General features: G+C 31.3%; 14 protein-coding genes. All 14 read right to left on the reverse strand.

All coding sequences use genetic code 11. The features are described from left to right. Position 1: 1 nt before the first annotated feature. The 14 genes from ACU68Y_RS04785 to ACU68Y_RS04850 all read right to left on the reverse strand — a co-directional run bounded on the left by ACU68Y_RS04785 (position 2) and on the right by ACU68Y_RS04850 (position 13,046). Entirely contained in the window at positions 2-373 is a 372-nt protein-coding gene (locus ACU68Y_RS04785) for a VOC family protein (protein WP_035113027.1), read from the reverse strand. 11 nt (positions 374-384) lie between these two features. Further along, positions 385-2,121 carry an oligoendopeptidase F gene (pepF, locus tag ACU68Y_RS04790; protein WP_446755619.1) on the reverse strand — a complete coding sequence of 579 codons (1,737 nt, stop codon included), beginning with the start codon at positions 2,119-2,121 and terminating at the stop codon, positions 385-387. A gap of 82 nt (positions 2,122-2,203) precedes the next feature. After that, on the reverse strand, positions 2,204-2,557 hold the full coding sequence (locus tag ACU68Y_RS04795) for a hypothetical protein (protein WP_446755618.1): 354 nt from the start codon (positions 2,555-2,557) through the stop codon (positions 2,204-2,206). A gap of 87 nt (positions 2,558-2,644) precedes the next feature. Then, a complete protein-coding gene (locus ACU68Y_RS04800; protein ID WP_002837256.1) occupies positions 2,645-3,262 on the reverse strand; it encodes a V-type ATP synthase subunit D in 618 nt (205 codons plus the stop codon). A gap of 4 nt (positions 3,263-3,266) precedes the next feature. Continuing rightward, a complete protein-coding gene (locus tag ACU68Y_RS04805) occupies positions 3,267-4,643 on the reverse strand; it encodes a V-type ATP synthase subunit B (protein WP_002835079.1) in 1,377 nt (458 codons plus the stop codon). An 8-nt stretch (positions 4,644-4,651) separates the two neighbouring features. After that, complete coding sequence (locus tag ACU68Y_RS04810) at positions 4,652-6,418, reverse strand: V-type ATP synthase subunit A (protein WP_002837283.1); 1,767 nt, start codon at positions 6,416-6,418, stop codon at positions 4,652-4,654. Further along, positions 6,411-7,019, reverse strand: a complete 609-nt coding sequence (locus tag ACU68Y_RS04815) for a V-type ATP synthase subunit E (protein ID WP_311432897.1) — start codon at positions 7,017-7,019, stop codon at positions 6,411-6,413. The genes ACU68Y_RS04810 and ACU68Y_RS04815 overlap by 8 nt, the downstream gene beginning before the upstream one ends. A gap of 8 nt (positions 7,020-7,027) precedes the next feature. Further along, entirely contained in the window at positions 7,028-7,336 is a 309-nt protein-coding gene (locus ACU68Y_RS04820; RefSeq protein WP_002837175.1) for a V-type ATP synthase subunit F, read from the reverse strand. Between the two features lie 2 nt (positions 7,337-7,338). Next, entirely contained in the window at positions 7,339-7,758 is a 420-nt protein-coding gene (locus ACU68Y_RS04825; protein ID WP_002837222.1) for an ATP synthase subunit C, read from the reverse strand. A gap of 13 nt (positions 7,759-7,771) precedes the next feature. Further along, positions 7,772-9,703: a V-type ATP synthase subunit I gene (locus ACU68Y_RS04830; RefSeq protein WP_446755617.1), complete on the reverse strand. Its 1,932-nt coding sequence runs from the start codon at positions 9,701-9,703 to the stop codon at positions 7,772-7,774. 12 nt (positions 9,704-9,715) lie between these two features. Then, a complete protein-coding gene (locus tag ACU68Y_RS04835) occupies positions 9,716-10,732 on the reverse strand; it encodes a V-type ATPase subunit (protein WP_446755616.1) in 1,017 nt (338 codons plus the stop codon). A 2-nt stretch (positions 10,733-10,734) separates the two neighbouring features. Further along, positions 10,735-11,043 carry a hypothetical protein gene (locus tag ACU68Y_RS04840; RefSeq protein ID WP_002837275.1) on the reverse strand — a complete coding sequence of 103 codons (309 nt, stop codon included), beginning with the start codon at positions 11,041-11,043 and terminating at the stop codon, positions 10,735-10,737. Positions 11,044-11,329: 286 nt separating this feature from the next. After that, positions 11,330-12,037 (reverse strand): hypothetical protein, encoded by a 708-nt coding sequence (locus tag ACU68Y_RS04845; protein WP_446755615.1) that lies wholly within the window; start codon positions 12,035-12,037, stop codon positions 11,330-11,332. 196 nt (positions 12,038-12,233) lie between these two features. Then, a complete protein-coding gene (locus tag ACU68Y_RS04850) occupies positions 12,234-13,046 on the reverse strand; it encodes a J domain-containing protein (RefSeq protein WP_316057756.1) in 813 nt (270 codons plus the stop codon). Positions 13,047-13,085: the final 39 nt, after the last annotated feature.

Below are 13,085 nucleotides of genomic sequence, written 5' to 3' on the forward strand. Positions count from 1 at the left end.
ACTATTTACCGATTATTTCTATGTTGAAACCATCAGGATCTTTCATGAAATAAAATTTTGCAACACCTTCGAGTCCACCTAATTCATCAACTTCATAACCCAAAGATTTGTGATATTCGTGTGATTTTTTCAAATCTTCAACTTCAAAAGCCATGTGGCCGTAGAAATCTCCATGAGTATAATCTGTTTTTCCGTAGTTATAAGTCAATTCGATTTCGTAATTGTGATCACATGTCATATACACAAGTGTGAATTCATCTTCAGGAAAATCTTTTTTGCTAGTAATTTCCATTCCCAATACTTTTTCATAAAATTCTATTGATTTTTCCAAATTAGTTACTCTGATACATGTGTGTAATGATTTATATTTCATGAATTTCTCCTTTATTTATTGACAATTTTTTCAAATTCTAATACTTTTTCTTTAAAAACTTCAAAAGCAGTTCTCAAAACTTCCTTATCTTTGATGTTTGCTCCAGCGTTTTTAAGTTGTACTAGAGGATAGTTTTTGTTACCATCTTTCAAGAAATTCTTGTAGTTTTCCAAATCTTGTTCATTACCCGTCAAAATCTTTTGTGACAAGATTGATGATGAGCTAAGACCTGTTGCATACTTATACACATAGAAATTAGTGTAGAAATGAGGAATTCTTGACCATTCGTACTTAATCAAATCATCTGATACAACGCTATCTCCAAAGTATTTTTTGTTTAAGTTAAGATAAATTTCGTTGAAATCTTCTCCAGTTAATGCTTTTTCTTCTTCAACTAATTTGTGAGTTTCTCTTTCAAATTCTGCAAACATAGTTTGTCTGAAAATTGTTGATTTGAATGAGTTGATGTGATGATCTAACAAGTATAGTTTTTCATCGTCATTCTTAGCGTTTTTAATCATATAATCCAACAACAACATTTCGTTACAAGTACTTGCAACTTCTGCAACAAATATAGTGTAGCCTGCATATTTGAACTCATTATTAGCTCTTGAATAATATGAATGAATTGAATGACCTAATTCGTGAATCAAAGTGAACACAGAATCCACATCATTTGTGTAGTTTAGTAAAATGTATGGATAAGAATCGTATGATCCCCAACTGTAAGCGCCTGGTTTCTTGCCATCTTTTGGATAAACATCAATCCAATTTTCTTCAAAAGCTTTCTTCATGATAGATTGATATTCTTCTCCCATTGGTTTTACAGCTTCTATAACCATTTTCTTTGCTTCTTCGAATGGGATTTCACGATCAAAACCTTTTGTAGATGGAACATAAACATCGTACATATGGTTTTCGTCTAATCCCAACAATTTTTTTCTAGCATCGTAGTATTTGTACATATATGGCAAGTATTCGTGCACAATGTCGATCAAATTATCGTACACAACTTCTTCAACATCGTCGTTGAATAATTCCATTTGTCTTGCACTGTCGTATTTTTTGATTTTAGATAGTATAACCAAGTTTTTGATATTCGCATACAAAGTAGATCCGAAAGTATTGTTGTACTTCGCTAATTCATCGTAATATTTTTCAAAAACTTCTTTTCTTTGTTCACGTGGAAGCTTAGATAATAATGGAACAAAATTAGCATTTGTAAGCTTTTCATCAATAGATTCTACATATGGAAACTCCATGTCAGTGTTTTGCAAACTGTAGAAATCATTGTGAGGGCTTGACATCGCTTCACTCATAAGTGAAATAATGTTTTCTTCTTCTGCAGATAAAGTGTGTTCCTTAAATCTCAAAATCTTCTTGAAGAATATTTCATAACTTGGATTTTCTTTGATAAGTTTGTCTTGTTCATCTTCTTTTAATGATAAAACAAATGGTTCAACAAAAGAAAATCTTGATTGTAGCTTGTTATACAATGATGACAATTCCAATTCTAATTTGACACTATCTGAAACCTTGCTGTTTTCATCCTTTTTCATTGAAGCGTAAGTGTACAAATTATCCATTACTCTGTCAGTTTCGAAAAGTAAATCCAATATTTCTATGAAGTTATCCTTTTCATTTTTCTTCAATTCATCAATTTTATTAATATTTTCGTTAACTAATTTAATATCTTTTTCGATTGCGTTCTTGTCCTTATACATCTTGGACAAATCCCAATTACACATATAATCACCTCTCTTTATATAATACCCCAAAAACACATCAATCACAAACAAAAAAAGGAATTCGTTTTAGAATTCCCTAAAATTATTTTTCAGTTTTTTTCAAAATATTTTCTTTATTAAAAGCTAAAAAGAATAACCCGATTAAAGATAGTGGCCAACCCAAAATCCAAAATCCCCAAGATAAAAGAGGTTTGTCTTCAGAAATCTCAAGCAAGTATGACCTGATAGCTCCAAAAGTCAACAAAGATAACACTACATAAACATACAAAATCACATAAACAACTTTATTCAAGTTGAAATTTGTTAAATACATGATCAACAACCAGCTGATAAATAATTCCAATGCAATATACAATATTCTTAAAATATTTTCAGAAATTTTCTTTGGCTTTCTAATATCTTGCCACCAAATACATTGTGCTATGAATTTTAACATACTCTTATCTCCTCTTTATACATTGATTTATTATATCTATACTATAACAAAAAAAACGGTCAGGCAAACTATCTGCCCAACCGAAAATTATTTCTTTTTCTTTTTGACCATCTTCAATCTGAAGAATTCTTCTCTTTCTTTTTCAGCTAAGATATCTTCAGTATCTTTGATGGATTTTTCGTATTTTGGAATTTGTATTTTATCCAACGCATTGGCACGTTTTTGAGTTTTTTTGATTTCCTTACCCAATTTGTACACTGCATTCTCCATTTCTGCTAATTCATAAATAGTCTCTCTGATTTTGTTGAACGCAAGAACAGCCCTATCGAATGAGGCATTAGTTCTGAAGAAACCATATTGTGCTTCGGCTTTTGATTTTGGATATACAATGTTCGGAACTTCAACTCCCATTACTGATTTGTAAATTATATCGAATTCTTTTTCGTGACTAATCGAATGGGAAATTTCTTCAAGTCTATCAGTTCCAACAGTTATGGATGCTTCTGTTAAAAGCTCGTAGGCTTCGTCGAACTCTTTTTCGATGGAATCTTGAAGCGTTTGTGCTTTTTTCATAAGACCCATCATTTCTTTAATGAGTACAGTTCTTTTTTTGTCCAAAAGATTGTAACCTTTTTTGGAAAAATCCAACGTCTTTTTAGCTTTTATTAAATTCCCCTTAGTAGGAGTCATCTTATAAACTGCCATATAATCACCTGTTCATATGTTGTTTTATCATTTCTGGTGATAATCTGTCCAATTCGTTTTCTGGTAATATCTTCAATAAATCCCACGCAAGATCCAATGTTTCTTCGATTTCTCTGTTTTCATAATAATCTTGTCTTACAAATCTATTTTCAAATTCGTCTCCAAATTTCAAATATTTTTGATCAGCCTCACTCAAATCATCTGCGCCGATAATTTGTGCCAAATCTCTGACTTCTTGAACGTGAGAATAACTTGAGAATAATTGGCTACTTACATCCGGATGATCTTCTCTTGTGTATCCTTCACCGATACCATCTTTCATAAGTCTCGATAATGATGGAAGAACATTTATTGGTGGATATATGTCTTTTTGCATCAAACTTCTTTCCAAAACAATTTGTCCTTCAGTAATATATCCTGTTAAATCCGGAATAGGATGAGTGATATCGTCATTAGGCATTGTCAAAATTGGAATCAACGTTACAGAACCTTCTGCATCTTTTATCATACCAGCTCTTTCATACAATGATGCCAAATCAGAATACAAATATCCTGGATAGCCCTTTCTAGAAGGAACTTCTTCTCTTTTTGATGAAACTTCACGAAGAGCTTCTGCATAACTTGTCAAATCAGTTATGATAACCAAAACGTGATAATTTTTTTCGAAAGCCAAGTATTCTGCTGCAGTCAATGCTGCTCTTGGAGTTATAATTCTTTCCATTATTGAATCGTCAGCGTAATTTACAAACATACACACATTATTCAATACACCAGATTGTCTAAAAGTATCTTCGAAAAATCTAGCTTCGTCGTGTTTTACGCCAATTGCTCCGAATACAATTGCGAAGTTATCTTCGTTTGCACCTTTGATTTTAGCTTGACGAACGATTTGTGCAGCCAATCTATTGTGACTCATTCCAGATCCAGAAAATACTGGAAGTTTTTGTCCTCTGATTAAAGTCATCAAACAATCTATTGAACTAATTCCTGTTTGGATGAAATCTCTAGGATAAACTCTGGAAACTGGGTTGATTGCACGACCATTTACGTTGTAGCGTTTTGCAGCGTAAATATCTCCACCGTCATCAATTGGTTGACCGATTCCGTTGAATTTTCTTCCCAAAATATCTTCTGACAAAGCTATTTCAAATGGTCTTTGTGTAAATCTAACTTTAGTATTTTGTGTACTCATTCCTGTACTGTCACCAAATACTTGAATAGTAACAGTATCGTCGTTAATATTTACAACTTTACCGACCATTGATTTATCTGATGCAGATGATTTTACTTCGACAACTTCACCAAAAGATGCTTCATTTACATTTTCAACTTCTATAATTGAACTTTCAACTTTTTTTAGTTTAATGTATTCTTTTATCATAAAATCACCTACTTTTCGTATTTGCTAATCAAATCGCTGTAAAACTCTTTGATTTCGTCATTCAAATCTTTTATTCCACTTAAATCTTCATTAGAAATTGTGTTCTTCATGGCGATAACTTTTGAATACAAATCTGCATTTTTTACTTGAGAAATAGGAATTTGTTCTTTAATTGCCTTGTGTCCTTCTTCGTATAATAATTTGATAGTTTTAAGCATCTCAACTTGCTTTTTAAGAGGAACATAAGTATCCACCTTACTAAAAGCATTTTGTTGCAAAAATCCTAGCTTCATTACATTTGAAATATCCAAAATCAATCTTTGATCGTCTGGAAGAACATCTTCACCGACAAGCATTACTATTTCTTTTAATTTGTCTTCTTCGTATAATAATTTAAGCATTTGATTTCTCAAATCTACAACATCTTCACCAAGTTTAGATTCGTAATAATCCCTTAATTTTTCTACATAAGAAGAATAACTACTCATCCAGTTAATAGCTGGATAGTGTCTTGAATATGCCAAGTCCTTATCCAAACCCAAGAATACATTTACGAATCTCTTAGTATTTTCAGTAACTGGTTCACTAAAATCTCCACCAGCTGGAGAAACCGCTCCGATAATTGTAACTGATCCTTCGTTGTCGTTCAAAGTTTTCACGATTCCCGCTCTTTCGTAGAATTGTGCAATTCTAGATGGAAGATATGCAGGATAGCCTTCTTCTGCAGGCATTTCTTCAAGTCTTCCTGAAATTTCACGAAGAGCTTCTGCCCAACGAGAAGTGGAGTCTGCCATGATTGCTACATCATATCCCATATCTCTGAAATATTCTGCCATTGTAATTCCAGTGTAGATACTTGCTTCTCTGGCTGCTACTGGCATGTTGGAAGTATTGGCTATCAACACAGTTCTTTCCATAAGTGGCTTGCCGTTGTTTGGATCGATAAGTTTTGGAAAATCTTCCAATACTTCTGTCATTTCATTACCACGTTCACCGCAACCAATGTAGATAATAATATCTGCATCAGCGTATTTTGCCAATTGGTGTTGTGTCATTGTTTTTCCTGTACCAAATCCACCAGGAATTGCTACAGTACCACCTTTTGCAAGTGGGAAGAACACATCCAAAATTCTTTGACCAGTTTCCAATAGACGATCGACATCTAGTCTTTCCTTGGAAGGTCTTGGAATTCTGATTGGCCAGTCTTGGTACAATTTTATATCTGTTAAGTTTCCAAAATCATCCTCCACTTGCATAATAGTAGTCTCAATATTGTACTTGCCATTTTCAAGCACATTTTTTACAGTACCATTAACTCCAACTGGAATCATAATTTTGTGAACGATAGCTTCTGTTTCTGGAACTTCTGCTATTATTTGTCCTTGAGTAACTGTATCACCATTTTTAACTTTTATAGTGACATCCCATAATTTTTCTTCATCGATGGAAATAAGTCCGATTCCTTCTGGTATGAAAGTTGAAAATTTATCTCTGATTTCTTTTAATGGTCTTTCAATTCCATCAAACATATTTTTCAATAAACCAGGTCCTAATTTTAATGAAAGTGGTTTATTAGTATGATAAATTTCATCGTCCTTTTTCAAACCTTCAGTTTCTTCGTAAACTTGGATAACTGCGATATCATCTTCAAGGCTAATAACTTCTCCGATTAATTTCTTTTCACCGATCAACACCATTTCCTTGGCTGTAAAATCGGTCATATTTCTTCCTTTGATTACAGGACCATTAATAGAAAAAATCTTACCATTATTCATTGATATCACCGCCTGTCATTAGATTATGAATATCTTCACCCATTGCATGTTTGCAATCTTCCATTTTTGACAAATAAGTGTAATCAAAATTCACTGTTTCTTCTACATCTTGAATCATAAATCCACCCAAGTAATTGTTTGGAATAGATTTGATTTCTTCGACTTTTTCTGAACTGAAATTCTTAGTTACATAATCATAATCGTTTTGTAAAACCAACAACACTACCTTATAATCCAAATCAGTCAAGTTTTCTTCAATGTTCTTGATTAATCTTTCCTTGTAAGCGTCAGTCTTCACAAAATCCAATATTTTTTTAGTAACATTATCAAACAATTTTTGTAATATATTTTCTTTTAAAACCAAAAGCTCTCTTCTGCTTTCTTGTTCAGCAGTTCTCAATTTTTCGATAGATTTTTGTTCAGCTTTTCTGGTTCTTTTTTTCAAATTCAAATTATATTCATCAATTAATTTTTGTTCGTATTCTTTTAGCTCATTTTGATTAGAGTTTTTTACTTCAAGAAGTTTCTTTTCATAATCTTTTTTCTTATTCGCATAGATTATTTTGTTAAAAATATCTAATTTCTTTTCTAATAAAATCATTTCTACCTCTAATCTACCTTAATTCCTATAGACCCCTTGATGTATTTCATCAAGAAATCTTTGTCTTCAAGTCCTTTTCTTCCGGGTATTGTTACAACCAATGGTTTCTTACCCTTGTCTTTGTGTTTTGTCACTTCATCTTTGATAGTATTGAACACCTCTTCAGTGATAATGACAACACCCAAAGTATCATCAATAGTTGCAGCCTTGAAAGCTCTTCTCATCTCTGCTTCGTTTTTTGCTACGAAACCTGTTATTCCAGCAAGGCGCATACCAAGATTTGTAACATTATCCGCACTTATAATTACGGATTTCATAATTATAATTGTTGCAAAATAAGAATTGAAATAACCAATCCGTAAATTGCAATACCTTCTGCTAATCCTACATAAATTAATGATTTACCTAATAATGATGGATCTTCACTAACAGCTCCCAATGCTGATGAACCTACAACACCTACTGCATAACCAGTACCAATTGTTGCAAGACCTGTTGATAAAGCTGCTGCCAAAAGTCCAAGACCATTAGTTGCACCAGCAGCAGATTGTGCAAATGCAGAGTTAGGCATTAAAAATACAAATGCCATCACAAGACATGGAATTATAGCAAAAAGATTAGTTCTTAATGCTTTCTTTAATTTTGTTTTAGATGAATCAGTGTTGTTGTATAACAAATAAACACCTGAACCTATAGTCAATAAAACTATTAATGCTGTTGAAATTAAAATAAAATACATATATTTATCTCCTTTAAATTCTCTTTATAGTTGGTTGGAACAAAATTCCATCACCCTTAAAATATTTACTAAATAATTCATAATATTCAAGTCTCAATGATTGAATGAATACAATCAAACCTTCAAGACCCAAAATCACGATATTTCCTACGATTATCATCGCTACATTTCCGGCGTTAGTTCCTATCATCTTACCGATAGATGTAAATGCCAAGAACAAACCAACGTGGTTGATAGCAAAAGCACCCACTCTTATGAATGATACAGTTGAAGAAAACATTGAAATCAAAGTTTCAATAATTGAAAATGAACTTTCAACATAATAACCTGTAACATCCAAACCATTGTGAAGAGGTCTTCTCTTGTACAAAAGTTGTGTCAATGGAACTTTGAAAATCATTACAAAAATCACAATCAACATACACGCCGCAATTACTCCAACAGGGACAATGTGCAATTCTAATGCAACAGTTGCAGCTAATAATAAGAATAACAAGAATAGGATAAATCCTGCCAACCCTTCTTGTCCGAAAAGTCCTTCTTGCACATCTTTGAAAATGTAATTGTTACATAATCCAAAAATGTAAGCTATCAATAAAAGTACGATACCAAGGCCTATAGCTATAATCAAAACCTTGTTGATATTTTCAAATGGTTTCAAAAACAATGCTGGGATAATTCCTTCTAGTCCGAAGAAAGAACCGTAAAGAATTCCAAACACCATGGAACTTGCACCAATTCTTTCAAGAAGTCCGCCCATCATCTTGTCTTTGAATTTTGCTAACAAAACACCTGCGACAAACATCACAGCGCCTTGTCCCAAATCCCCAAACATAGCACCGAACAACAACATATATGTCAATCCGAAAAATACAGTTGGGTCGATTTCCTTGTAGTTTGGAGTACCATACATATTAACTAAAAGCTCAAACGGTTTAAAAAATTTGTTGTTTTTGAGTTTGGTGGGAGGAGTCAATCCACTGTCATCAGCATCCAAGAAATTAATGAACATATCATCGTATGCAGATAATTTTTCTTGAACAACACTCTTAGCTGATTCAGGAACCCATCCTGCCAAGTAAAAGTAGCTTTCACTTCTTGCCAGTAAACTCTTCACATCTTCTAATTGAATCAACAAATTAGCAGAAATCACCATATCGATAATTTTGCTCTTATTGTCTCTGTAAATCTCATTTAAGCTTTGATTTAATTCTGAGATTTGAGCTCCCAAGTTTTCATTTTCCAATTCAATTTTGGAAATTATTTCTTTTGGAACTTCTTTTCTGTCTTTACTAATATTGATATCAGTCCAATTCAATGATCTCAAAATCCTGTCAGTTTCAATTGACACATCCTTTGGATAAATCGCTACATAAACTTCCTTTTTGTTCTTACTTGCCAAATGAAGTACACTTGCCATGATATTATCGTAGTTTTTCTTCAACTTTAATCTATTTTCCTTAGACAAATAGCCAAAGCGATAATCGAAATACTTCATATCACACAAGCTTTCAATAGAAACATCCAAATTATCAATCAAATACAAATCTTCTAATTCTTTATTATTTTCATCAATTTGGTTTTCACAATCATAAATCTTGTCCACCTTAGATTTAATAGAACTGTAGAAGTCTTTGATTTCATCTTCTGTGTACTCTCTTTTTAATCTCTCATCTCTCAAATCAATTTTGAAAATATCCTTCAAATTGTCAGCAATAGAATTCAATTCCTTAACATCCCTGTTTTCGAAACCAGTAACATTATTAAACTCCATAGTTTTTTCGATATTTTCACTATTGATATTAACGATAAAAGTATTGTTTTCGATTTGGCTCAAACTATCAGTAAGTTCGACACTTCCAATGTCCAACAAATCTTTTATAGTGGATTCAAGATACTTCAGATTTCCAATTACATTCATCATGTACATTTTTTCTGCTCTCAATTTACCACTTCCTTAAACTCTTCTAATCAGATAAGACTTGGACTTTTCAAAATCCAAATTAAATCTCTTAGATTCCACACTTTTTTCAATATCAAACTTTTCAAACTCAAGTAATTCGCCAATCGCAATAAGTTTAGAAATATTGTACTTATTGGTATGTAGCAAATCCAACGCCTTGAAATAAAGATATCTGTAAATTCTTCTATCCATATACAAATCAATATCATTGTCGGTATTAACCAAGAAAGAATACTTACTTTCGGAAATAAAATTTATCAAATCATCAAAATCCATATACGAAATCTTCTTCAAATCGTCCAATTGGAACAATTTACCGCCCAAAATCGTAAAGTTGAAAATAATCTCGCTATTGATTTCATAATATTTGTTAGCTCTATAAATCCATTCCAAATTCAATAAGTCGATTTTTTCACCATAATAATCTTGGACAATCTTAGAATCTTGTTTCGATAAACTTTGACTCATCTTGATAATGTTTGAATAATAATTTCTATCCAAGTTCATCTCAATAAAAAACAAAATTCTGTGACGATTTTCTTCCTTGTACCTATCGACAATAGATTTGTATGGCTCATCTAACATATCCACAAAATCTTGAATCGTAGTTGACGAAGAAATTCGAGAAAATTTTGTATCCTTGAGAACTATAAGATTATCATTCAACCTATCGGTGTATTCCCTTCTAACGATAACACGCGCCAAAGTTTTAATATCTTCAACGACATAATACTCCAACAAAGAATTATAAAAATCCTTGTACCTGCCGTTCATATAATACTTCAACTTTTCTTCAGTTCTAATCATCTTATCATTAAGACTATTTTCAAACTGACTCACGCCCTCGTTTGCGTATTCACCCTCAATCTTTCCCAATTTCAAAAGATAATCATATTGATCCTTATTAGTATCAGCTTCTAATAATTTCTTAAAATCTTCATCAGACAACAGCTCTGAGCTAATCTTAGAAATCTTAGTATTAAGCGCACTATATAATCTTGCAGATCCCATAATTACTCCGTAATAATATTGAAGAATTTATCCACCAATCTATCCTCGTTCTTATCGAAGATTTCCTTCAAGTGATTTTTCTTTTCTTCAATACTCTTCTTTTGATTTTCGATATTACTGTTTTGACTATTAATAATATCGTCATGGACAGAATTAAGTTTAGTTACAGATTCTGATTGATATTTGTCTTCAAGCTCTCTTATAGCTTCTTTTTGTTTTTTTTGTTCAATCACAAGATCATTTTGAAAATTTTTATCCAAATCTTGTGCCTTCTTATCAATCTCAATTATTTTATTGATAATATCTTTCATAAACTCACTTCCTCACATCTACCTATTATAACCCATATAATTTTTTAAATCTAAATTGTTTTTAGATATATTGTTGATTTTTTTATAAAAATTGCTATATGTATAAATGAAAACATTTTTATTATAATTTTTTTATTATTCTAACTTTGATATTTTTAATTTACATTTTTTAAAACTAAAAATAATTTTTAAAAAATTTAGACAAAGTTTTGGTTTTTATGATTAAAGTTTTTTAGTTTTTACAATAAAAAATGCTGCACTTTTTATTGTGCAGCACCCAAATACTTTATTTCATTGAATTTACAATTTGTTTCATATTGTCAACAGTTGTTCTACCTGTCAATGTATATCTAATTCCATCAGCTACAAAAATAGCTGTCTTTTTAGATACGAAATTTTGTGGTTGATTACCGTCATTTTTTTCTTCAATTAAATTAACTTTATATCCTTGTTCCGAAACAAATTGCTCTACGAAACCATACATTCCCAAATAATCAGTAGTCCATACATTGTTAAGCTGAGTTTCACTTAAAATTATATCCGCTTGTAATGATATTGGAGATTTGTATAAGTTTCCTTCATCAAAACTATAAAATCCTTCTTCATTATATGAATAGTTTGATGTGTCTCCAAGAATATAATTATCACACTTTATTATCGCATAATCTTTATTATCAGTTTCAATATCTGAAATCATATACTTATCGTCTTTTGACAATTCACTATTTAAAAGGGAAACTCCCAATTGTTCTTGTATTTGTTTGTAATTCATTTTAGAAATAGATTGTGGTTTAATACTTTTTTCTATATTTTTTATTTGTTTTGTTATCTTCATAGAATCTAATTCAGGCAATTCTAATTCATTAACCTTAGATTGTTCATTAACTAATTTAACAGCATAAATTGTTGAACTAAACACAATTGCAAAAACAATCATACATAAAGCTATAGTTAATTTTTTTGTTGATTTTTTTCTACCATTATTGTTTTTCATTTTAATTTCCTTTCATTTTCTCATTTACATTGTTAATTAATATAACAATGTTGAACATTTTGTTTTTTCTTAAACTTCATTATTGATTATATTATTTATGATGTATTGACTTTAATTTATACCATTTCTCGTAATGTGTCAAGACTTTTTCAAGACTTTGCAATAAAAAACTGGGAGATAGTCTCCCAGCGATAAATTATTTTTTGTTTTTGATTCTGTTGTATCTTTCTATATTTTGTTCATTGGACAAAAAGTCGTATGCGTTGTTAACTTCTTGGAACTTCGCAGTTGCATCTGCTGCCTTGTTTATATCAGGGTGATATTTCTTGGCAAGTTTTCTGTAATTCAATTTGATTTCGTACTTGTCTGCGTTGTATCCAACTCCCAACGTGTCGCAATGTTGTTCGTAAGTTCTCACGAAATCGTCCACTGGATTTTGGTATTGGTTTTGATATCCATATCCTTGTTGACCATAACCTTGGTTGTATCCACCGTATTGACCTTGTTGTTGGTAATATCCAAAATCATCGAAGCCAAATCCGTTTTGATTGAACCATTCGTTAAATCTTCTAGTCCATTCTTCTTGTTCACGTCTTTGTCGTTCTTCACGCGCTTTTCTTTCTTCTTCTTGTTTGTTGAAGATGTATTTTTTCTTGTAATCAGAATAAGAAGTGTATTTTGTTTGTGAGTTATTGAGATAATAATTCCCGTATCCAAGTAAGAATTCAACCATAGAATATTTTACATATTTTAGATAATTGACGAATCCTTTACCTAAAATAGGAAATATCGTTATGAACAAAACCGTAAATGTAACCCATTTGTATTTGAAAAATATATAAGGAAAGAACAATATAAATATACAACCGAAGGATAATATGGATCCTAGTACATACCTAAATCCCACAGTTAAATTCACCAATGTTTCTATAAATGCTATTAAAAATCCGAAAAATCCATCCAAAAATTTCGCAAATCCTTTTACGAAACCTCCCCATGCTTTCTTCATTTATTCACCTACTTCCAATTTCTTTTAATTTATTATATC

The organism is Finegoldia sp. P1-F-LS, from assembly GCF_052932205.1.

Excerpts from the sequence above, each read along its gene's own strand:
- ACU68Y_RS04785 (WP_035113027.1), bottom strand. The coding sequence starts at position 373 with ATGAAATATAAATCATTACACACATGTATCAGAGTAACTAATTTGGAA.
- pepF (WP_446755619.1), bottom strand. The coding sequence starts at position 2,121 with ATGTGTAATTGGGATTTGTCCAAGATGTATAAGGACAAGAACGCAATC.
- ACU68Y_RS04795 (WP_446755618.1), bottom strand. The coding sequence starts at position 2,557 with ATGTTAAAATTCATAGCACAATGTATTTGGTGGCAAGATATTAGAAAG.
- ACU68Y_RS04800 (WP_002837256.1), bottom strand. The coding sequence starts at position 3,262 with ATGGCAGTTTATAAGATGACTCCTACTAAGGGGAATTTAATAAAAGCT.
- ACU68Y_RS04805 (WP_002835079.1), bottom strand. The coding sequence starts at position 4,643 with ATGATAAAAGAATACATTAAACTAAAAAAAGTTGAAAGTTCAATTATA.
- ACU68Y_RS04810 (WP_002837283.1), bottom strand. The coding sequence starts at position 6,418 with ATGAATAATGGTAAGATTTTTTCTATTAATGGTCCTGTAATCAAAGGA.
- ACU68Y_RS04815 (WP_311432897.1), bottom strand. The coding sequence starts at position 7,019 with ATGATTTTATTAGAAAAGAAATTAGATATTTTTAACAAAATAATCTAT.
- ACU68Y_RS04820 (WP_002837175.1), bottom strand. The coding sequence starts at position 7,336 with ATGAAATCCGTAATTATAAGTGCGGATAATGTTACAAATCTTGGTATG.
- ACU68Y_RS04825 (WP_002837222.1), bottom strand. The coding sequence starts at position 7,758 with ATGTATTTTATTTTAATTTCAACAGCATTAATAGTTTTATTGACTATA.
- ACU68Y_RS04835 (WP_446755616.1), bottom strand. The coding sequence starts at position 10,732 with ATGGGATCTGCAAGATTATATAGTGCGCTTAATACTAAGATTTCTAAG.
- ACU68Y_RS04840 (WP_002837275.1), bottom strand. The coding sequence starts at position 11,043 with ATGAAAGATATTATCAATAAAATAATTGAGATTGATAAGAAGGCACAA.
- ACU68Y_RS04845 (WP_446755615.1), bottom strand. The coding sequence starts at position 12,037 with ATGAAAAACAATAATGGTAGAAAAAAATCAACAAAAAAATTAACTATA.
- ACU68Y_RS04850 (WP_316057756.1), bottom strand. The coding sequence starts at position 13,046 with ATGAAGAAAGCATGGGGAGGTTTCGTAAAAGGATTTGCGAAATTTTTG.